This window comes from Saccharopolyspora sp. NPDC050389, assembly GCF_040655595.1.
Taxonomy (GTDB): Bacteria; Actinomycetota; Actinomycetes; order Mycobacteriales; family Pseudonocardiaceae; genus Saccharopolyspora.
Genome location: NZ_JBFAKG010000030.1, coordinates 67,874 through 88,757 on the forward strand (window position 1 = coordinate 67,874; position 20,884 = coordinate 88,757).

Below are 20,884 nucleotides of genomic sequence, written 5' to 3' on the forward strand. Positions count from 1 at the left end.
CGGGCACCGCGCTTCAGCGGCGCATGAAGGGCGGTATGTCGACGTCGTCGTCGGTGTCGTCGTTCACCGGGATGCCGCGGTTGGGCAACGCACCGGAGCGGCCCGCGGTGGGGGTGCCGCCGTGCGTCGGGTAGCCGCCGCCGGCGCGGGTGGGCACCGAGACGTTCTGCTGCCCGGTCGAGGGGCCGTCGCTGCCGAACAGCCCGGACCGCTGGCCGAGATTCGGCCGCTGCTGCGGTTCCGGCGCGGGCTCCGGCTGCGCCGGAACCGGCTGTTCCGCCTGCGGAGCGGGCGGCGGGGTGGGCTGCACCGGCGGAGCGGGCTGCGGCGCCGGAGCCGGCTGCTGCTGCTGCGTCGGCTGCGGCGCGGGCTGCGGCGCGGGCTCGCTCGCCACCGGCTGCGGCGCGGGCTTCTCCACGACCGGAGCCGGCTCGGGTTCCTCGGTGCGTGCGCCGACCTTCGTCGGTTCGAGCTTCTTGTGGGTGGGCGTGCCGGAGTCGAACCCGGCCGCGATCACGGTCACCCGCACCTCGTCGCCCAGCGAGTCGTCGATGACCGTACCGAAGATGATGTTGGCCTCGGGGTGCGCGGATTCCTGCACCAGCGACGCCGACTCGTTGATCTCGAACAGCCCGAGATCGGAGCCACCCGCTATGGCCAGCAGCACGCCGTGCGCGCCCTCCATGGACGCCTCCAGCAGCGGCGAGTTGATCGCCTTCTGCGCGGCCTGCACCGCCCGGCCCTCGCCGCGGGCCGAGCCGATGCCCATCAACGCGCTGCCCGCCCCGGACATGACGCTCTTGACGTCGGCGAAGTCGAGGTTGATCAGACCCGGGGTGGTGATCAGGTCGGTGATGCCCTGGACACCGGAGAGCAGCACCTCGTCCGCGGACCGGAAGGCGTCCATCAGGCTCACCCCGATGTCGCCGAGCTGCAGCAGCCGGTCGTTCGGGATGACGATGAGGGTGTCGCAGCACTCGCGGAGTTCCTTGATGCCCTGTTCGGCCTGGGCCGCGCGGCGCTTGCCCTCGAAGGAGAACGGCCGGGTGACCACACCGATGGTCAGCGCGCCGAGCTTGCGCGCGATCGACGCCACGACGGGCGCGCCGCCGGTGCCGGTGCCGCCGCCTTCGCCGGCGGTCACGAACACCATGTCGGCGCCCTTGAGGACCTCTTCGATCTCTTCCTTGTGGTCTTCGGCGGCCTTGTGGCCAACCTCCGGAGCCGCTCCGGCCCCGAGGCCGCGGGTCAGCTCGCGGCCGATGTCGAGCTTGACGTCGGCATCCGACATCAGCAGGGCCTGCGCGTCGGTGTTCACCGCGATGAACTCGACACCTTTGAGCCCGACCTCGATCATGCGGTTGACGGCGTTGACGCCGCCGCCGCCGATGCCGACGACCTTGATCACCGCGAGATAGTTGTGCGGGGGCGTCATCGGATCCGCCTTCCTGATCGTGGCTCTGTGCTCTCTGCGTCGACCGCCGGGACGGCCGCAGTACCGGTCGTCGCCGACGCGGGTTCCCCCGGTCGCTGTCGGCGCGGGATGCGAGGTGCGGCCGTTCCCGTGCCCGGTCCGGACCGTAGGCAAGCAACTGCCTCCGCGTCCAGCAGCCACGCCGGGAGCTTCAGCAGGTGTGTTGTGCCGCGCACCTCGTCGCTTCCGTCCTGACCGCTTCCACCGCCGCCCAGCGGGTCCTTCCGCCGCAGCGAGCCCAGTCTTGTTCCTCCCCTTGGCGGTGCTCACGTCGTGGACGTGATCACCACCAACACCGTACCCCGAGTACCGCTCACCCGGTCGAGGCAGGCAGAAGAGCCGGTGCATGAACTCCTTTCGCGTGGCGGGCCGATCCGGAACCGATCGGGGAATCCTGACGGCAGATGTCCGGATTCGCTGCGAGGGTCGTTTCCGAACCGATCAGGGAACAGGAGGAATCCCAGACATGAGTGGACAACTGCACGGCAAGGTCGCGCTGGTTGCCGGGGCGACCCGCGGTGCGGGCCGCGGGATCGCGGTGGAGCTGGGGAGGGCCGGCGCGACGGTCTACGGGACCGGGCGCAGCACTCGGACCCAGCGCTCGGACTACGACCGGCCGGAGACCATTGAGGACACTGCCGAGCTGGTGACGCGGGCCGGCGGCAACGGCATCGCGGTCCAGGTCGACCACACCGACCCGGACCAGGTCCGCGAGCTGGTGCGGCGGATCGAGGCGGAGCAGGGGCGGCTGGACATCCTGATCAACGACCTCGGCGGCGAGCACCTGATGGACTGGAACAAGCCGATCTGGGAGCAGGATCTGACCAAGGGCCTGCAGCGGCTGCGGGTCGGCATCGAGGCGCACATGATCACCAGCCACTTCGCGCTGGCGCTGCTGAGCAAGCGCCCGGGCGGGCTGGTCGTGGAGCTCACCGACGGCACCGCGGAGGTGCACGAGCAGTACTACCGCAGCGAGGGCGGCGCGTTCTTCGACATCGTCAAGGTCGCCGCGCACCGCCTGGCCCGGGCGCAGGGCGAGGAGTTGAAGAAGCACGGCGGCACGGCGGTTTCGCTGACGCCGGGCTGGCTGCGGTCGGAGATGATGCTCGAACTCTTCGGCGTGACCGAGGAGAACTGGCGGGAGTCCACCACGGCGCCGGAGGGTTTCGGCATCTCCGAGTCGCCGCAGTTCGTCGGCCGCGCGGTGGTCGCGCTGGCGACGGACCCGGAGGTGGCCCGCTGGAACGCGGAGTCGCTGTCCAGCGGCCACCTGGCGAAGGTCTACGGCTTCACGGACTCGGACGGCTCCCGGCCGGACGCCTGGCGCTACGTCCTCGAAGTCGAATGGCCCGGCAAGCCCGGCGACCCGGCCGACTACCGCTGACCACCGGGACGCCTTTCGCCGGGTTGCCCGGCGAAAGGCGCCCTCAGGTGGGGTTGTTGTAGAGGGCGGCGAAGCGGGTGGCCGTTGCGGCCAGGCGGTTGCGGAGGTCCGGTGGGGCGAGGACTTCCGCTTCCGGGCCCAGCGCGAGGATCTGGTCGTAGGCCACTTCCAGGGATTCCGCCGGGAACGTGGTGGTCACCCAGCCTCCGGCGTCGGGTTCGCTCGCGGCCGCTTCCGCTTCGCGGGCCGCGGCGCCGTCGGTGGTCGCGTGCAGTTTTCGCAGGCCCGCCGGGCTGATCCGGATCTCGACGTGTTCGGTCAGCAGGGAGCGGGCGAACTCGTCGGCCTTCTCGTCCCAGAACGCCTGGAGGTCGAAGGTTCCGTCGCGGGCGAACGCCTCATCGCCGACCGCCACCTCGCGGAAGCGGTCGACTCGGTAGGTCAGGAACCGCTGGTCGCGGCGGGCCGCCAGGTACCAGACTCCTGCCTTGAGCACGAGCCCGTACGGCTCCAGTTCGCGCTGCACCTCTTCGTCGCCGCGCCGGTACCGGGCGATGACCTTGCGGTCGCGCCACACCGCTCGGCTCAGCTCCGGCAGCACCGCGGGCGTTTCGGCCTCGCGGAACCAGCGGGGCGCGTCGAGGTGGAACCGCTGCCCCACCCGTTGCGGCGCATCGCGGAACGGCGGCGCCAGTGCGGCCGACGCCTTCAGCCTCGCGGCAGCGACGGCTTCGCCGAGGCCCATGTCGCTCGCCGGGCCCGGCACGCCGGCGAGGAACAGCGCCTCCGCTTCGGCCTGGTGGAGCCCGGTGAGCTTCGCCCGGTAGCCGCCGAGCAGCCGGTATCCGCCGGTTCGCCCGCGCTCGGCGTACACCGGCACCCCGGCCGCCGCCAGCGCGAGCACGTCGCGGGCCACCGTCCGCTCGGAGACCTCCAGCTCGCGGGCGAGTTCCGGCCCGGTCATGACCTCACGCACCTGCAACAAGCACAGCAACGAAACCAACCGCGACGCCCGCACACCAGGCAAGCTACGCCACGGCGCCGGGTGCGATCCGCGCGACTCCCGATTGATCCGCTTTGCCCCATCTGCCAGGGTTCGGAGCGTGTCAGTCCCCGCCTCCGCAGATCCGCAGCTGGCAGCCCGGTGGCGCCGGGGGCGGATCCTGCTGATCATCGCGCTCGGCGTGGCCCCGGCGCTGCTCGCCGGCACCTGCGGCGCGCTGGCCTCGATCGGTGGCGGCTCCTGGGCGCTGCTGCCGGTGATCGCCGCGCTCGCCCTGACCGCGGTGCAGCTGGGCTGGCTGGTGCTGCGCGGCGGCACCGATCCCTCGTCCGCACCCCGGGTGGCATTCCTCGCCGGCGGCGCGACTGTCCTAGTTGGACTGATCCCGGCGTTCGCGCCGGCCGCCGATGCCGGTGGCACGGCCGGCGCGCTGTTCGCGGTGGCGGCGCGCACGCGATCGCGGGCCTGACGCTTGGGATGGCCGAGGTCGTCAACGGCGTGCGCACCGCGGTCCGCGACCTGCTGTCGGGCATCGCCGGTGCCCTGGTAGCTGGGCCATCGAGCTCGCCTGCACGCTCGGCGCCGCGGCGCCGCTGGTGGTCGCCCAGGCGACCAGCAAGATCGCCCAGGTGGTGCGCATCGCCGGTTCAGCTGATGAAGGCGCTCGGCAAGGCGCTCTCCGACGCCGTCACGTGGCTGGTCGTGCTGCGCGACCTGTTCGACGGCCTGATCCGCGCCGCCAACCAGCTGGAGGCGAACGGCTGATCGCAGGCGGCGATTTCGCGCGAGAACGCCCGGTCGCGGTTTCGCGCGAAATCGCCAACCGGTCAGCGGAGGCCAGAGGTCTTGAGGGAGGCCACCAGCCACCGCTGGCCGACGAGGAAGACCAGGATCGTCGGCAGCACCGCGAGCATCGCCGCCGCCAGCACGTAGTGCTGCTTCGAGGCGTACTGGCCCTGCAGGGAGGCGATCCCGACCTGCACGACCCGCAGCGACTCGTCCTGCGCCACCGCCAGCGGCCACAGGAACGAGTTCCAGTTTGCCAGGAAGAACAGCACCGCCAGCGCCGCCAGCATCGGGCGGCTCAGCGGCAGGATGACGTGCCAGTAGATCCGCCAGTGCCCGCAGCCGTCGAGGTGGGCCGCCTCCTCCAGTTCCCGCGGCACCCCGAGGTAGAACTGCCGGAGCAGGAAGATGCCGAACGCGTTGAACAGGCCCGGCACGATCAGGCCCGCGTAGGTGTCGACCATGCCCAGCCCGCGGACCACGATGAACAGCGGCACCAGGATCACCGGCAGCGAGATCAGCAGCGTCGCCACCACCGAGGCGAACGCGAATCCCCTGCCGCGAAAGGACAACCGGGCCAGCGCGTAGGCCGCCATCGAATGCAGGAACAGCGCGATCACGGTGACCGAGACGGCCACGAACGCGCTGTTGGCGAGGTAGCGCAGGAACGGCACCTCGGTCAGCACGTAGGCCACATTGGACAGCGTCAGTTCGGCGGGCCAGCCGAGGTCGTACAGCTGCGATTCCGGGCGGAAGGCGCTGAGCAGCAACCACAGCAGCGGCGCGACGGTCACCAGCGCGACCAGGTAGGCGAGCACCGCCTTGCCGGAGATCCTATGCATCGAAACGACCTCCCCTCGTCAGGGCGAACATGGCGCTGGTGACCGCGCCGAGGGCGAGCACGAGCAGCGCGCAGATCGCCGCCGCGTAGCCGAACCGGCCGAACTGGAAGGCCTGCTGGTAGGCGTAGTAGACGACGGTCGTGGTGGCGTTGGCCGGGCCGCCGGAGGTGGTGACGAAGACCAGGTCGAACACCTGCATGCCGGTGACCGCGTTGATCGTCGAGGTGACCAGCACGAAGAAGCTCGTCGGGCGCAGCATCGGCCAGGTCACGTGGCGGAACCGCTGCCACGGGCCGCTGCCGTCGACGACGGCCGCGTCGTACAGCTCGCGCGGGATGTCCTGCAGGCCGCCGAGGAAGATGAGCATCTGGTAGCCCATCAGGAACCACACGCTGATCAGCACCAGCGTGATCAGCGCCAGATTCGGGTCGCCGAGCCAGGAAACGCCGTCCAGGCCGGTCAGCCGGCTGACCGCGCCGGTCTTGTCGGAGAGCAGGAACTGCCACAGCAGCCCGATGACCACCAGGCTCACCGCGTTCGGCAGGAACAGCGCGGCGCGCACCATCCCGACGCCCGGGAAGTGGTCCTTGACCAGCAGCGCGAGCCCGAGCGCGGCGGCGAACGCCAGCGGCACGAACAACACCGCGTAGGTGGCCGTGATGCCGAAGCTGCGCCACAGCAGGCCGTCGCCGGCCATCAGCCGGAAGTTGTCCAGCCCGGCCCAGGAGACGTTGCCGAAGCCGTCGACGTCGAACAGGCCCACCACCAGCGCCAGGGCCGTGGGGATCGCGACGAACAGCAGCAGCCCGATCCCGTCCGGGGCGAGGAAGGCGAACGCCGCCGCGGCGTCGGATCTGCGGTCTCCGCTTCGTCGGGTGCTCAATGGATCGGCGCTCCGTCGTAGGTGGACAGGAACGTGTCGATCTGCTCGGCCGCGGCACCGGCGGCCGCGACCGGATCCGCGCCGTCGAGGTGGCAGGCCTGCAACGCGTCGGAGACAGCCCGGTAGACCTCCGGCGGATACCTCGGCTCGGGCCGGGCCTCGGCCATCACCTGCTCGGCGAACACCCGCATCGGGCCGTGCTCGAACGCGCCGTGCTCCTCGGCGGCGCGCTGCACCGAGTAGCGGGGCGGCAGGTTCGTCTTGGCGACGGTGTTCCACAGCCGCATCCGCTCGATGCACGCCGGATCGGCGGAACCGAGCGCCCACACCACGAACTCGGCCGCGGCCTCCGGGTTGGCGCCCTTGGCGTTGGCGACCAGCGCCCAGCTGCCCAGCGACGTGGTGTAGGTGCCGCCGGGCGGGGCGGGCATGGGCGTGACGCCGTAGCGGAAATCCGGTGCCTGCTCGGCGATTTCGGCGATGCCCCAGATCCCGAGCTGCTGCATCGCGCAGTACCCGTCGGCGATGTTGGAGATCGAGTCGTTGGCGCCCGCGCCCCGCACCCGGCGCGGCGCGACCCCGGCGCGCACGGTGTCCTGCCAGAACCGCAGGGCCGCGTGCACGCCCGGGCCGTCGAAGGCGGAACGGCGCTGATCGGCCGTGAACACCTCGCCGCCGGCCATCCACATCGTCTGGTACCAGGTGAAGTTCTGGTAGTAGCCGGGATTCGTCTCGAACATCATCCCGAAGCGGTCGGGCGTCGTCAGCCGCTCCGCCACCGCGATCAGATCGTCCCAGGTGCGCGGCAGGTCGCCCTCGGAGAGCCCCGCCTGCTCGAAGGCCGCCTCGCCGTAGTAGAGCGCGAGCGGCTCGATCTCCATCGGCAGGCCGTAGACCCGGTCGTCGACCAGCCGGGTCTGCAGGACCTGCGGCAGGAAGTCGGCCCGCACCGCGGGATCCAGGTGCGGGGTGAGGTCGGCGAGCACGCCGCCGTTGTAGTAGCGCAGGAAGTCGCCCGGGCTGAGCATGAAGACGTCCGGCCCCGCGCCCGCGCTGAACGAGGTCTGCAGCGTCGGCCCGGACGTGTAGTCCTTGGTCGGCACGTAGCGCAGCCGGACCTTGACGTGGTGGGTGGCGTTCCACTCGGCGGCCACCCGCACGACCCAGTCGCTGCGCGCCTTCGGCTCGCCACCGGGCCCCAGGAAGTTCCAGAAGGTGATCTCGCGCGGGTTCCGCGCCGGGGCGCATCCGGCCAGCGCGGGAGCGGCGAGGGCGGCGGCGCCGACGCCGCGCAGGAAGCCGCGGCGGCTCACGTTCCCCTCCGGACGAGCCAAGTCGATCACCCCCGGTAAACCATGCCTCCCCAGAAAACGATTGCTGACGCTATTGATCACCCACCGGTCGAGTCAATGCGCCATTCGTGGCGGGCCGCACCCGGCTGCCGATCGCGCGCCGTTTGCGCTGCTCAAGGCCCGTGAGTGCTTTGTGTTGCTATAACGACACAAAGTACTCACGGGCTTTGACCTGCAGAGATGCCTCGACGGAGCGGCCCGGAAGACTCGCGGTCAGGTCAGCTCGTCGGCCCATCGCCGGGACCACTCGACCATCGGCCCCATCGCTTCGACCAGGTCTTCGCCGAGCCGGGTGAGGCGATATCCACCCTCGACGAGCCGGGCCGACGAGAGTTCGTTCAGCCTGGTGGCGAGGACGCTGCTGGACATTCCGTCGCATCGGGCCTGGAGCCCGCGGAAGCCGTCCGGCTGCTGGTGCAGTTCCCACAGGATCCGCAGCGTCCACCGCCGGCCGAGCAGGTCCAGCGCCGCCATGACCGGGCGGCCGGACTCCGAACCTCGCACCGGCCGGCCGGGCAACGGATCGGCTTCCGAGTCCTTGCGCTTCGACAATCGAACCACCTACGCTTCGTTTTTCGAAGCACGAGGCTACCACCGGAGGCCACCGTGAGCCGCATCCCCGCACCAGCCGAAAACCCGGCGGAACTGGCCAAATGGCACCCGCCGGACTTCCCGCACGATCCCCTGCTGCTGTTCCGGGTGCTCCAGGTCCACCCGGAGCTGGCCTCCCGGATGCGGGTTCTGGGCAGCGGGCTGCTCGCCCACGGAAGGCTCCCGGATCGCGATCGGGAGATCGTCATCGACCGGGTCACCGCACGAAACGGCGCTCGCTACGAATGGGGCGTGCACGCCGCTCATTACGGCCCGCAGGTCGGATTGAGCGCCGAGCAGCTCGTGGACACCGTCGAGCCGCGGCCGAGCGCCGAGGCCTGGAGCGAAGCGGAGCTCACGCTGCTCGCGGCCGTCGACCAGCTCGACACGACCGCGAGCCTGGACGACGCGATGTGGGCACGGCTGCGCGACCGGTACAGCGAACCGCAACTGGTGGAGCTGATCGTCCTGGTCGGCTGGTACCGGACGATCAGCTACCTGTGCAATGCCCTCGACCTGGAACCCGAATCGTGGGGAGCGCCCTGGCCCGCGTGTTCCGGCGACTGATCCTCAGCGGAGGCCGGAGCGGACGAAGGCGTCCAGCACCTGGCGCTGCAGGAGCAGGTACAGCGCGAAGATCGGCAGGCAGGCCAGGCCGGAGGCCGCCATCACCGCTCCCCAGTTGTCGCCTTCAGCGGACAGGAAGCTGCGCACGCCGATCTGCAGCACCGAATCCGTTCGCTGCAGGACCAGCGCGGGCCAGAAATAATCGTTCCACGCCGAGATGAACAGCAGGATCGACATGGACGCCAGTGCTGGTCGCAGGTTCGGCACCACGACCGTCCACAGTGTTCCCCACGAGGTGCGGCCGTCCATCCGCGCCGCGTCCAGGAGTTCCCGCGGGAACGCCTGGATGTGCTGACGCAGCAGCAGGACCGCCATCGTCGAGCACACCGTCGGAACCACTACTCCGGCCAGCGAGTTCAGCAGCCCGAGCTGGGATAGGTACACGTAGTTGGGAATCATGGTGACCTGGAACGGAATCAGCCACGCGCCGACGAACAGCAGGTGCAGCAGGCCCTTGCCGGGGAAGTTCCAGGCCGCGAACGCGTAGGCGGCCAGCAGTGCGACGAACAGCTGCGCCACGCTGGAGGCCGCGGCCACCACGAAGGTGTTCGCCAGCATCTTCGCCATCGGAATGGCCTGCCACGCGTACTCGTAGTTCACCAGCGAAAGCGGCCACGGCAGCAACGACTGGCTCAACGCGTCCGACGGCGCGCGCAGCGACGTCGCGTACATCCAGTAGATCGGGAACACGGCGACGACCGACAGCAGGACGAGCACGACGTGCCCGACCACCGACCGGCCCCTGGTGTCCTCCCCCACCGGCCCGTCCGCGGCCGCGGCCACGCGTTCGGGAGCTTGCTCGGCCGCGGGCGTCGCGGCCATCACGGTCAGCGGCATCTCGATCCCTCAGTCGTCGTAGAAGCTCAACTTGTTGGACAGCCATACGAAGAACACCGCCACCAGTCCGAACCCGAGGAAGAACACCGTTCCGGCAGCTCCGGCGAAGCCCGCGTCGAAGTTGCGGAAGCCGTACTCCCACAACAGGTAGTAGACGTTCGTGGTGGCACCGTCCGGGCCGCCCTGCGAAAGCACGTCGATCAGCGGGAAGGTGATCTGCACCGACAGCAGGGTGGTCATCAGCACCAGGAACAGCACCGTCGGCGACAGCAGCGGCAGCGTGATCCACCGCGTCGTCTGCCAGCGGGACGCGCCGTCGAGCGATGCCGCGGCGGCGTAGTCGCCGTTGATCCCGGCCAGGCCGGCCGAGACGACCAGGGTGGCGAAGCCCAGCAGGCTCCACCCCGAGATGGCGATGATCGCCACGATCGCGGCGCCCGGTTCCCGGAAGAAGTTGACCGGCTCGCCGCCGAACGCCGCGATGACGCGGTTCACCGGCCCGCTGTTCGGATCCAGCAGCCACCGCCACACCGCGGCGCTCGCCACCGGTGTCACCAGCGTGGGCACGAAGATCAAGGCCTGGTAAGCGGTTCGGGCGCGGCCCCGGATCCGCCGGGCCAGCAGCGCGGCGACGATCGGGATCAGCACCGTGAACGGCAGCAGCGCGGCCATGTAGATCACGGTGTTCCACACCGCCTGCCCCATCTCCGGGAGCTGCACGACGCGCGCGTAGTTGTCCAGGCCTGCCGGTGTCATGGGCGAGCTGGGCAGCAGGTTCCAGTTGTAGAAGGAGAGCTGGAAGGCCTGGCCCAGCGGCCGGTACGTCCACGCGTAGAGGAAGACCGCGGCCGGAGCCAGGTACAGCAGTGGCGGGAGCAGACCGCGCAGCCGCCGCGCCGCGGAGAGCCGGGCGGGCCGGCTCTCCGCTGCCGGTGCTGCCGGTCGAGCGACCGGGACCAGCACGTCTCAGTTCTCCTGCTCCATGTACGCCGTCAGCTGCTCGGCGGTGATCTCGTAGACGGTTTCCTTGGCGCCGATGGGAATCGACGTCGCGATCGCGGTCTCCTCGAAGACGTCGATGCGGGTGTAGGCGCCGCCGACGAACCCGCGCAGGCCGTTCTGCTCGATCAGCACGTCCTGGGTGTAGGCGCTGGCGCCGCTGATCCACACCGGCACACCGCCGAGCAGGCCCGCCGACGGGTAGTGCGCGTGACCGCTGACGACGATCCGCACGTCGCTGCCGCGCAGCACCTCGGCCAGCCGGTCGACGCCGTGGAAGGCGACCGCATCCATCAGCGGGATCGGCGAATCCATCGGCGGGTGGTGCAGGGCGAGCACCGTGCCGCGCGGCGCCGGGGCGGAGAGCTCGTCGGCCAGCCACGAAAGCTGCTCGTCGGTCAGCTCGCCGTGGTGGTGGCCGGGAACCGTGCTGTCGAGCACGATCAGCCGCAGGTCGCCGAACATCTGCACGTAGTCGTACGGTTCGACGCCATCGGTGTCGAGCAGGCCCGCCCGGAACGCGGCGCGCTCGTCGTGGTTGCCCATCGCGTACAGCACCGGGATCTCGGTGCGCTCGGTGAAGGACTCGACGATCGTGCGCAGCCGCTGGTAGGCGGCGGGGTCCGCGGTGTCGGCCAGGTCGCCGCTGAGCAGCACCGCATGCGGCGCGGTGGCCAGCTTTTCGACGTCTTCCAGCGCCGCGGTCAGGTTCGCCGCGGTGTCGACTCGGCCGTGCAGGAACTCGCCCTCGGGGACGATGTGGGTGTCGCTGATCTGGATGATGGTGTGCTCGGGCAGGGACATTTCGGGGCTCCTCAGGAGTTTTCGCGGGGTCGTGAGTGAAAAAGCCGGTTCTTACCGGCTTTTTCGCTCACGACACGAGGGCGGCGCGGAGGGCGTCGAGTTCCGCTTCGGTGGCGCCGTGGGCGAGCAGGAAGTCCGGCACGGTGCCGTGCTCGTCGGTGATCCGGGTCAGGGTGTCGAGGATCAGTTCGGGCGGGCACGCGACGGCGTTGTCGCGCAGCTGCTGGGGCAGCCCGAGCGCGGCCATCCGGCGCTCTATGTCGGCCAGGTACTCCTCGCCGAGGAATTCGCTGGTCAGCGCGTAGTCCTCGGCGATCACCTCCGGCGCGACCCCGGCCACCGAAAGCGCCAGGGCCACGACGACGCCGGTGCGGTCCTTGCCCGCGCTGCAATGCACCACGGCGGGCAGCGCGCCGGGCCGGCACAGCTCGCGCACGGCGAGCGTCAGGCGGTCGCCGAAGTCGTCGACCATCCGCCGGTAGATCTCCGGGAGGTCCACCACCGACGGGTTCAGCCCGCCGTCGAAGATCGGCAGCGCCAGCAGCACCGGCGAAGGCTCACCGAACGCATCCGGCGCGTGCTCCCGCTCGGCTCGTTCTCGCAGGTCCAGCACGGTGCGCAGGCCGAGCGCGGTGAAGTGCGCCCGCCCGTCGTCGGTCAACCGGTGCAGCGCATCGGCGCGGATCAACGTGTTCCAACGGGTCCACCGGCCGTCAGCGGTGGGATAGCCACCGATGTCGCGGACGTTGTGCGTGCCGGTCAGCGGCGCGTGCCGCCGCGTTGCGGTGCTCATGAGCGCGGCATGAGTTCGGTGGCCCGGCGCTGGGCCTCGGACATGGTCGCCTGCGGATCTTGGCCCCGGTAAACGGAGTTCTCCACTGCCTGCAGCATCAGGTCGCGGATCTGCACGTAGTGGTCGCCGGGGAAGGAGACCCACGGTTCCAGCCGGTCGAGCTGCGCGAGGTTGGGGCGAACGAGCGGGTTGCGGTCCGCCCACGGCTTGAGGCCGTTCGGGTCGTCGACGAGGCCGGTGCGCAGCGGCAGGTAGCCGATCTTCGCCGAGATCTGCTGGTACGCCGCGTCGCTGGTGAGGTACTTGATCAGTTCCCAGGAGGCCCGCTGCTTCGCCTTGTCGTCGGACATCACGAACAGCGCGGAGCCGGAGTTCGTCGGCATGGTCGGCTTCTCCCCGAAGCCGGGCATCGGCGCCGCCCGCAGCTCCCACTTCCCGGCCGACTGCGACTGCAGAGTCCCTTGCAGGGCACTGGTTTCCAGGAACATGCCGAGCTGACCGCGCCCCATGGCCTCCATCGCCTGCGCCTGGCTGAGGTCCGGGCCGGCGCCCGACTTCACCAGCTGCTGGGCCATCGAGATCGCCTCGACCGCGGGCGGTTCGGCGAACGTGAGCGTCTTGCGGTCGGCGGAGATCACCTGGCCGCCGTTGGAGCGGATCAGGCCCTGCAGGCACCAGTCGCCCGCGGTCTTGGTGAGGCAGTCGAGGTAGACGCCGGGCGTGGCCGTGCTGCTCTTGATCGCCAGGGCGGCCTGCTGGACCTCGGCCCAGGTGGCGGGCGGCTTGTCCGGGTCGAGCCCGGCCCGCCGGAACAGGTCGGCGTTGTAGTACAGGACCGGCGTGGAGAAGACGTAGGGCATGCCGTAGGTCTTGCCGTCCAGCTTGGCCAGTTCCCGGGCTCGCGGGTGCATCGGGTGCGTGCCTTCGAAGTGGGCCTGCACGGCGTCCCGGCCGACGAGGTCGTCGAGTGCCTTCGGCCGGAGGTTGTGCACGGCGTAGTCGAGGTCGCCGAAGGTCAGCTGCGCGACGTCCGGCGCCTTGCCGACCACGAGCTGGCTCTGCACGCTGGAGACGGTGCTGCTGCCGGCCGGCCCGCCGCCCTGCGGGGGCTGCCCGTGCACCTTGATGTTGGGGTGCTTGGCCTGGAAGTCGGCGAGCAGCGAGTTGATCGTGTCCGACCACGCGCCGGCGGTGGCCAGGTTGTAGCTCTCGAAGGTGATCTCCACCTGCTGGTTCGGATCGAGTTCGGGGACGATTTCGGCGGAGCCGGCGTTCTGCGCCGTGCTGCCGAGGCCGCCGCAGGCGGTGGCCAGCACCGCCACGGCGCAGAGCAGCGCGCCGACGGCGTACCGGCGTTGCGGTTTCACGCTGAATTCTCCTAACTGGGGTAAGACTGTTTCCGCTGGTCAGGAGCCGTGCGTGTTTTGTGCTGCTATAGCGACACAAAACGCGCACGGGCACTCACCAGGCAAAACGAGGGTCAGGACGCGCCGACTGGGACGGGTTCCTCCTGCCACACCAGGCGGCGTCCGGTGGGCGCGTCGAAGAGGTGGATCCGGCTCGGATCGGCGGTCAGGGCCACGGCCTCGCCCGCGATCACGCCGAGCGGCCGGGGGCCGCGGACCGCGACGTCCGCGCCGCCGACATCGCAGATCGCCACCTCTTCGCTGCCGAGGTTCTCCACCGCCCGCACCGCACCGCGTAGCAGCGGCCGCTCCCCGGTTTCCTCGGTGAGCGCGGCGAAGGACAGGTGTTCCGGGCGGATGCCCAGCACCACGTCCTGGTCCGGGGTGCGCCCGCGCCACAGCGGAACGTCCGCATCGGACGCGGTGACCCGCACCCGGCCGTCCTCGGCGCGCACCCTGGCGGGCAGCAGGTTCATCGGCGGCGCGCCGAGGAATCCGGCGACGAACACCGAAGCGGGCTCGTCGTAGACCTCCGCCGGGCTGCCGACCTGCTCCAGCCGGCCGCCGTCGATCAGCGCGATCCGGGTGGCCATGGTCATCGCCTCGACCTGGTCGTGCGTGACGTAGATGAAGGTGGATCCCAGGCGCCGGTGCAGCGCCGCCAGTTCCACCCGGGTCGCGGTGCGCAGCTTGGCGTCCAAATTGGACAGCGGCTCGTCCATCAGGAACGCCTTCGGGTCCCGCACCAGCGCGCGGGCCAGCGCGACCCGCTGCCGCTGGCCGCCGGAGAGTTCCTTGGGGCGGCGGTCGAGCAGCCCGCCGAGTTCGAGCTGGCCGGCCACGGCCTCGACGCGCTCCCGCACCTGCGCGCGCGGGCGGCGCCGGACCCGCAGCGGGAACCCGATGTTGCTCGCGACGGTGAGGTGCGGGTAGAGGGCGTAGCTCTGGAAGACCATCGCCAGGTCGCGCCGCTTGGGCGGCACGTCCGTGACGTCCTCGCCGTCGACCAGGATCCGCCCCTCACTGGGCGGCAGGAGCCCGGCGATCATGCGCAGCAGGGTCGTCTTCCCGCAGCCGCTGGGGCCGAGCAACGCCAGGAAGTCTCCGTGTTCGATTTCGAGGTCTATCCCGTCCACCGCCGCGACGGTGCCGAAGCGCCGGCTCAGCCGGTCGAGGCGAATCTGTCCCACGACTCCTCCTATGAATTCGCGTTCCATAGATCAACAAATCTTTGGTACGCGCTTACACGGGAAGTGTCGGCGGGCGTCGTGAACGGGAGATGACCGGCAGCCGAGCGGAGTCCGTCCGGCCGGCCAGGATTCAGCGGGCGATCAGCTGCGGCGCTGGTCCGGCGAGATGATCTGCCAGACCTCCTCCAGCACCTCCTGGGAGCGGTCCGTGCGCCGGAATCCCACGGTGATGTGCAACGACACCAGCAGCGCGAGCTGCGTCATGGGGCCGGACATCACGTTGTGCGCGGCCAGCGGCGAGGACGTGCCGGTCACCAGCGCGATGTCGGTGACGCCGATCAACGGCGACCGCGCGAAGCCGGTCACCCCGATCACCGCGGCCCCCGCCTTCTGGGCCGCTTCGGCGGCGCGCACCGTCAACTCGTTGGCGCCGCTGGAACTCACGGCCACACACACGTCCGCCGAGCCCAGCAACCGAGCGGTGATCTGCTGCGTCACCGCATCCGCCGGCGCATCCGCGGGGAGGCCGGTGCTGACGAACCGGAGAGCCGCGGCCTGCGCGACGAACGCCGAACCGCCGTTGCCGACGAACAGCAGCCGCTGCGCACCGGTCAGCAGATCCGCCGCCCGGGCCAGCGCACCGGTGTCCACGGTGCTCATCCCCTCCGCCACGGCGGCGCTCACCGCGCCGAACACCGCCGACGCGACGGCCTCGGGCGGATCGTCCGGCCCGAACTCGGGATTGACCTGCTGCACCCCGGCGCCGATGTCCCGCGCCAGCAGCAACCGCAACTGCTGGAACCCGCGGAAACCGAGGTGCTGGCAGGCCCGCACCGCCGTCGCCGAGGACGTGTTGGCGGCCGCGGCCAGGTCTGCCACCGACCAGTCGATGACCTCCTTCGGCCGGGCGAGCACCACCTCGGCGACCCGCTGCTCGCTGGGCAGCAGCGCGGGCAACGTGGCCCTGATCCGCGCGAGGGTCCCGCCGACTGGCTGGTCGTTCATGACGACATGAATACCAGCAGGCGGCATCGGGCCGGGCCGCCGCGCCGAACTACGGCCTCGCGCCGGTGCCGAAGCGGGGCGGGCCGCCTTCGAGGCCGCGGCGGGTGGCGTCGTCGTCGAGGAGGAAGTCCGGGCGCTGCGGGTCCTCGTCGTAGTAGCGGTGGAAGACCGGGGTCTGCGAGCCCGACATCGGCGGCACGATCCAGGACCAGTCCACCGGGCACTTGCGGCCCGCCGCCTCCTCCTTGGCCAGGTGCGTCAGGAAGCGCTTCGACTCGGTGTGGTGGTCGGTGATGGTCACCCCGGCCTGCTGGTAGGAGTGCAGCACCGCGCGGTTGAGCTCCACCAGCGCGCGATCCCGCCACAGCGTGTCCTCGCGCGAGGTGTCCAGCCCGAGCTTCTCGGCCACCACCGGGACGAGGTCGTAGCGGTCGGTGTCGCCGAAGTTCCGGGCGCCGATCTCGGTGCCCATGTACCAGCCGTTGAACGGCGCCGCCGGGTACGACACCCCGCCGATGCGCAGCCGCATGTTGCTGATCACCGGGACGGCGTGCCAGCGCAGCCCGAGCTCGGCGAACCAGGGCAGCTCGGGATGGCTCAGCGGAACCTCCTTGACCAGCTCCGCGGGCAGCGCGAACATGTGCGGCCCCTCGTCGGCGGTCTCCACCACCAGCGGCAGCACATCGAACGCGGAGCGCTGCGCCGGCGGGCGCCAGCCGAAGCCGATCAAGGCGTCGGTGAACTGCACGTATCGCGGATCGCCCAGCACCGAGCCGTCCGGGCGCCGGTAACCGGCGTAGCGGATCAGCTGCTCGTTCCAGATCCGCGGCGCCGGGCGCTGCGGGATCTCCGGCGGGAACACGCTGATCACCGGGCGGATCTTGCCGTTGTTGGTGGCCATCCGCAGGTGCTGCACGCAGTGCGCCGCGACGCTGGAAACGGTGTGCACGTCGCGCAGGTCCCGCACCTTCAGGCTCCGCCAGTACAGCCGCCCGATGCAGCGGGCGTTGTTGCGCCATGCCACCTGCGCGCCGAAGGTCAGCTCCTGCGGGGTGTGCCGGTAGCTACCGACGGTGTCGATCTCGTAGCGCATCCGGTCCAGCCGCTGCTGCAGCGATCCGGAATCCCGGTTCTCGGCGTGGAACAGCCGCAGGAACTCCTCGGCCTCGGCGACGTCCACCGGAGGCGCGGAGCGGGCCGGCGGTCGATGAACCGCGTGCAACCGCCTGGTCCGCTGAGCCTGCCCGGAGAAGACCGACTCCGGCGCATCGCCACTAACCCTGAACACGATCACACGTTAGCGTGACAAAAACGATCTTCATCACCCCCAGCACGTACGGGCGGGCGCTTTCCCCTGGCCGGCCCGGGGAGCACGGCGAGCAACCGGAGCAACGCACCGTGCTCATCGCGGTTCACCTGGCCGAACCGGACTCCCGCAGTGCGCGGTCGAGCACTTCCACCGCTTGCCGCGCTTGCGACCGGCTCAGCACAACCGGCGGCTTGATCTTCAGAACGTTGTCCGCCGGTCCATCGGTCGAAAGGAGCACCCCGTTGCGCTTCGCCACTTCCACAACGCGTTTCGCCGTCGCGGCGGCCGGCTCCTTGCCACGCCGATCCACCACGAGCTCCACCCCGAGGAACAAGCCCCGGCCACGGACATCGCCGATCACGTCGTGCCGCTCCGCCAAGGCCCGTAGGCCGTCCTCGAAGAACCCGCCGACGTTCGCCGAGTTCGCCATCAGCCGTTCGTCCTCCACCACGTCCAGCACCGCCATGCCGACCGCGCAGGAAACGGGGTTCCCGCCGAAGGTGTTGAAGTACTCCATGCCCGTCCTGAACCGCCTCGCGACCTGCGGCGTCGTCACGACCGCTCCGATGGGGTGGCCGTTGCCGATCGGCTTGCCGAGGGTGACGATGTCCGGCACGACACCGTGCTTCTCGAACGCCCACATGTGCGTGCCCACCCGGCCGAAACCGCACTGCACCTCGTCCGCGATGCACAGCCCGCCCGCCGCGCGCGTCACCGCGTACGCGGCTTCGAGGTAGCCGTCGGCGAGCTCGATCTGCCCAGCGCAGCCCGGAATCGACTCGTGGATGAACGCGGCAGGCGGGGTTCCGGCCGCCGCCAGCGCCGCGCAATGCGCTTCGACGTCGTTGGCGTACCGCGCCCCGTCGGCACCGAACTCGCCGCGATAGGGGTCCGGAACAGCGCAGATCCGCACCCGGTCCCCCGGCCCCGCGCCGCCGGCTCGGTTGAACTTGTACGGGCTGATCTCGATCAGCGAACCGAGATTCCCGTGATAGGCCCAGTCCAGCACCAACGCGTGCTCCCGGCACGTCGCCGTTCGGGCTAGCCGCAACGCCAGATCGTTGGCCTCGCTGCCGGAATTCGTCAGCAGCACCACGTTCAGCGGATCGGGGAACGTCGCCGCGAGCCGCCGGGCGTATTCGGTGATGTTGCCGTGCAGGTAGCGGGTGTTGGTGTTCAGCACCGCGGCCTGCGCGGAAAGCGCTTCGACGACGCGCGGATGGCAATGCCCCACGTGGCACACGTTGTTCACCAGGTCAAGATGACGGCGGCCGCGCGCATCGATCAGCTCCGCGCCCTCACCCGCCACGATGTGCAGCGGTTCCGCGTAGCTCAACGACAAGGTGCCGGACAGATTCGCCCTGCGCCGAGCGGAGATGTCCGCCGAGTCGCGAACCGGTGCCGCGGCCGTGGGTTCCGGCGCGCGCAGGATCAGGTTCGGGTTCGGCGAGATGCTCTCCCACACGTCGACCTCGTCCGGGTGGACCGCGCCGGGCAGATCGGTCGAGCGGCCGAGCCGCGTGGTGAACAGCTGCACGTGGATGTGCGGCGGCCAGCCACCGTTCTCCGGAACCTGTCCGGTCCAGCCGATCAAGTCGCCGCGCCGAACCGCGTCGCCCGGGCGGATCCGGTCGGCGCTGGCCCTGCTGAGATGCCCGACCAGCAACCAGAACGGCGTCCCGCTGCCGGTGCAGTGCTCCAGCATCACGACGCCGCCGTAGTCGTATTCCGCCGGGCGGAAGTCCACGGCCGCGACGACGCCGTCCAACGGCGCGAACACCGGCTCGTCCGCGGCGGCGAACACGTCGATGGCCATGTGGACGCTGCGCCGGCCGTTGCCCTCGGCGAAGGCCGCGGAGTTGTAGACGACGCGGTCTTCGCGATACCGCCCCAGCGCGACGGTGCTGCCGGTGGCGCGAACCTGCGCCTCGATCGCGGCGTTCACCCACTCCGCGCCATGCCGCATCCGCAGTTCGTCCGGGCCCCGGGAAGTCCAGTCGATGAGGTGCGCCCTGCGGAGATCCGCGCGCAGCATCGGCGCAGGATCGCAGTCCGCCGACCGCAGCCAGGTCATGATCTCCTGCTCCGCCGCAACCGCCCGGTAGCCGCAGGCGTCGCGGTATCGCGCCGACAGCAGCGCCCGGGGCTGGCCGGAAAGCACCGAGATCAGCGCGCGGATCTGCGGCTGGCTGACCGTCAGGTACTCGTTGTCCGGATCGTCAGCGCGCTGCGCGGCGGCGTTGGCGATGCTCATCGCCAGCCGGACGTCCACCAGGTCGGGCAGCACCCGGAGTTCTTGTGCCGTCAGCGGAGACTCCTGGTGGTAGCCCGAAACCACTTGACCTGCAGCCGAAACCGGGTCGAGCACGTCGAGCTGCGCATAGGCGAGCGCGACCGCGAGACCGCAGACGCGGGGCGCGCGCACGACATCGCCCAGATCGATGATCCCGGCGATCGATCCGTCGTCGTCGACGATCACGTTGTTCTCGTTGGCATCGTTGTGGATCGCCTGCTGCGGGAGTTCCCGCAGTTCGGGCAGGAGTTCCGCAAGTCGTCCCAGCGCCGCCGCCACGAACGGCCGCTCCGCGTCGTCGAGCAGCGGCAATGTGGTCGCCAGATCGTTGGCCTGCAACGGGTTCCAGCGGTAGGGCCGGTCGAGCCCGGGATGCTCGAAGTCGGCCAACGACTGGTCCAGCCGGGCGACGGCGGCGCCCAAGGAGGCGAACCGCGCCGGATCCGGCGCCCCGGCCCGGGACCACTCCCGACCGTCCAACCAATCGAGCAGGTGGACGGTGCGGGTCTCGCCCTCCAAGACGGCGGTCCCTGCCGCGGCCAGCGAGGTGGTGCCGGAGTCGGAAAGCCAAGCGAGCAGCGCGTTCTGCAGCGCGAGATCCGCTTCCGCGGTGCCCGCCGCGTACGCCTTCAGCAGGTAGCGCGGGCGGCCGTCGACGTCCAGCCGGGCGTTGAGATGCCGTTCCCCGGACATCGGCACGACATCCGCGACCACCTCGAAAAGGTCTGCGGCCAGGGCGGAAAGCTCCTCGGCCGAAGGGTTCCTCCGACGAATCTCCATGAGCCGGAAGCTAAGCCGGACCGAATCCGATGTCGACGAAAAGGCGGCAACGCCCGTTCACAGTGCAAGAATCCCGCAGATGGACGACATCGACCGAAGAATCCTGCACGAACTGACCCGGAATGCACGCGCCTCGCTCGAACGTCTTGCCGAGATCTCGGGGCTCGCCGCATCCTCTGTCAAACGTCGCATGGCACGGCTCGAAGAATCGGGCGTGATCCGCGGATACGCGGTTCAGCTCGACCGGCGGAGGCTGGGATTGGGGTTGCAGGCCCTGATCGGCGTCTTCGCCGCCGCAGGTACCACCCGCGAGGCGCTGACCGCGTTGCTCGAAGACCAGGAGGAGATCGTGCGGGCGTGGACCACCGCGGGAAGTGCCGATGCCCTGGCGCTGATCCACGCGCGGGACTCCGACCACCTCGAACAGATCATCCTGCGGCTGCAGCGGACCCCGGGAGTCGTGCACACCCGGACCCAGATCCTGCTCAGCGAACTGGTCAGCCGCGGCGGCTGACCAGTTCGGACC

General features: G+C 70.3%; 20 protein-coding genes. 5 read left to right on the plus strand and 15 right to left on the minus strand.

Annotated features, from left to right (window positions below; genetic code table 11):
• Nucleotides 1–13 precede the first annotated feature (13 nt).
• Nucleotides 14–1,435 (minus strand): cell division protein FtsZ, encoded by a 1,422-nt coding sequence (gene ftsZ, locus AB0I53_RS21080; RefSeq protein ID WP_358605319.1) that lies wholly within the window; start codon nt 1,433–1,435, stop codon nt 14–16.
• 505 nt (nt 1,436–1,940) lie between these two features.
• Between ftsZ and AB0I53_RS21085 the strand changes: the two genes are divergently transcribed.
• Nucleotides 1,941–2,858 (plus strand): SDR family oxidoreductase, encoded by a 918-nt coding sequence (locus tag AB0I53_RS21085; RefSeq protein ID WP_358605322.1) that lies wholly within the window; start codon nt 1,941–1,943, stop codon nt 2,856–2,858.
• Between the two features lie 43 nt (nt 2,859–2,901).
• On the opposite strand, the gene AB0I53_RS21090 is transcribed toward AB0I53_RS21085, so the two are convergent.
• A complete protein-coding gene (locus tag AB0I53_RS21090; RefSeq protein WP_358605325.1) occupies nt 2,902–3,843 on the minus strand; it encodes a transcriptional regulator in 942 nt (313 codons plus the stop codon).
• A gap of 118 nt (nt 3,844–3,961) precedes the next feature.
• Here AB0I53_RS21090 and AB0I53_RS21095 point away from each other — a divergent pair, with 118 nt between their 5' ends.
• Together AB0I53_RS21095 and AB0I53_RS21100 are read left to right on the plus strand one after the other, a co-directional pair.
• A complete protein-coding gene (locus AB0I53_RS21095) occupies nt 3,962–4,330 on the plus strand; it encodes a hypothetical protein (RefSeq protein WP_358605328.1) in 369 nt (122 codons plus the stop codon).
• Between the two features lie 8 nt (nt 4,331–4,338).
• Complete coding sequence (locus AB0I53_RS21100) at nt 4,339–4,626, plus strand: hypothetical protein (RefSeq protein WP_358605331.1); 288 nt, start codon at nt 4,339–4,341, stop codon at nt 4,624–4,626.
• 62 nt (nt 4,627–4,688) lie between these two features.
• Here AB0I53_RS21100 and AB0I53_RS21105 read toward each other — a convergent pair whose 3' ends face one another.
• The 4 genes from AB0I53_RS21105 to AB0I53_RS21120 all read right to left on the minus strand — a co-directional run bounded on the left by AB0I53_RS21105 (nt 4,689) and on the right by AB0I53_RS21120 (nt 8,276).
• Nucleotides 4,689–5,489 (minus strand): carbohydrate ABC transporter permease, encoded by an 801-nt coding sequence (locus AB0I53_RS21105; RefSeq protein ID WP_358605334.1) that lies wholly within the window; start codon nt 5,487–5,489, stop codon nt 4,689–4,691.
• Complete coding sequence (locus AB0I53_RS21110) at nt 5,482–6,372, minus strand: sugar ABC transporter permease (protein WP_358605337.1); 891 nt, start codon at nt 6,370–6,372, stop codon at nt 5,482–5,484. Before AB0I53_RS21110 ends, AB0I53_RS21105 begins: the two co-directional genes overlap by 8 nt.
• Entirely contained in the window at nt 6,369–7,685 is a 1,317-nt protein-coding gene (locus AB0I53_RS21115) for a sugar ABC transporter substrate-binding protein (protein ID WP_358605340.1), read from the minus strand. Before AB0I53_RS21115 ends, AB0I53_RS21110 begins: the two co-directional genes overlap by 4 nt.
• A gap of 252 nt (nt 7,686–7,937) precedes the next feature.
• Nucleotides 7,938–8,276, minus strand: a complete 339-nt coding sequence (locus AB0I53_RS21120; RefSeq protein ID WP_358605343.1) for a helix-turn-helix domain-containing protein — start codon at nt 8,274–8,276, stop codon at nt 7,938–7,940.
• A 54-nt stretch (nt 8,277–8,330) separates the two neighbouring features.
• Between AB0I53_RS21120 and AB0I53_RS21125 the strand changes: the two genes are divergently transcribed.
• Nucleotides 8,331–8,882, plus strand: a complete 552-nt coding sequence (locus AB0I53_RS21125) for a carboxymuconolactone decarboxylase family protein (RefSeq protein ID WP_358605346.1) — start codon at nt 8,331–8,333, stop codon at nt 8,880–8,882.
• 3 nt (nt 8,883–8,885) lie between these two features.
• Here AB0I53_RS21125 and AB0I53_RS21130 read toward each other — a convergent pair whose 3' ends face one another.
• The 9 genes from AB0I53_RS21130 to AB0I53_RS21170 all read right to left on the minus strand — a co-directional run bounded on the left by AB0I53_RS21130 (nt 8,886) and on the right by AB0I53_RS21170 (nt 20,358).
• Entirely contained in the window at nt 8,886–9,779 is an 894-nt protein-coding gene (locus AB0I53_RS21130; RefSeq protein WP_358605349.1) for a carbohydrate ABC transporter permease, read from the minus strand.
• Between the two features lie 9 nt (nt 9,780–9,788).
• Nucleotides 9,789–10,742, minus strand: a complete 954-nt coding sequence (locus AB0I53_RS21135) for a sugar ABC transporter permease (RefSeq protein WP_358605352.1) — start codon at nt 10,740–10,742, stop codon at nt 9,789–9,791.
• Between the two features lie 3 nt (nt 10,743–10,745).
• Nucleotides 10,746–11,582, minus strand: coding sequence for a phosphodiesterase (locus AB0I53_RS21140; protein WP_358605355.1), 837 nt, complete (start codon nt 11,580–11,582; stop codon nt 10,746–10,748).
• 67 nt (nt 11,583–11,649) lie between these two features.
• Complete coding sequence (locus tag AB0I53_RS21145) at nt 11,650–12,375, minus strand: tyrosine-protein phosphatase (RefSeq protein WP_358605358.1); 726 nt, start codon at nt 12,373–12,375, stop codon at nt 11,650–11,652.
• Complete coding sequence (locus AB0I53_RS21150; protein WP_358605361.1) at nt 12,372–13,742, minus strand: ABC transporter substrate-binding protein; 1,371 nt, start codon at nt 13,740–13,742, stop codon at nt 12,372–12,374. The genes AB0I53_RS21145 and AB0I53_RS21150 overlap by 4 nt, the downstream gene beginning before the upstream one ends.
• Nucleotides 13,743–13,855: 113 nt before the next feature.
• A complete protein-coding gene (locus AB0I53_RS21155; protein ID WP_358605364.1) occupies nt 13,856–14,971 on the minus strand; it encodes an ABC transporter ATP-binding protein in 1,116 nt (371 codons plus the stop codon).
• Between the two features lie 141 nt (nt 14,972–15,112).
• Nucleotides 15,113–15,976 carry a MurR/RpiR family transcriptional regulator gene (locus AB0I53_RS21160; RefSeq protein WP_358605367.1) on the minus strand — a complete coding sequence of 288 codons (864 nt, stop codon included), beginning with the start codon at nt 15,974–15,976 and terminating at the stop codon, nt 15,113–15,115.
• 49 nt (nt 15,977–16,025) lie between these two features.
• Nucleotides 16,026–17,198, minus strand: a complete 1,173-nt coding sequence (locus AB0I53_RS21165) for a nitric oxide synthase oxygenase (protein ID WP_358605423.1) — start codon at nt 17,196–17,198, stop codon at nt 16,026–16,028.
• 190 nt (nt 17,199–17,388) lie between these two features.
• Nucleotides 17,389–20,358, minus strand: a complete 2,970-nt coding sequence (locus AB0I53_RS21170; protein ID WP_358605370.1) for an aminotransferase class III-fold pyridoxal phosphate-dependent enzyme — start codon at nt 20,356–20,358, stop codon at nt 17,389–17,391.
• A gap of 79 nt (nt 20,359–20,437) precedes the next feature.
• On the opposite strand from AB0I53_RS21170, the gene AB0I53_RS21175 reads away from it, so the two are divergent.
• Nucleotides 20,438–20,872, plus strand: coding sequence for an Lrp/AsnC family transcriptional regulator (locus AB0I53_RS21175; RefSeq protein ID WP_358605373.1), 435 nt, complete (start codon nt 20,438–20,440; stop codon nt 20,870–20,872).
• Nucleotides 20,873–20,884: the final 12 nt, after the last annotated feature.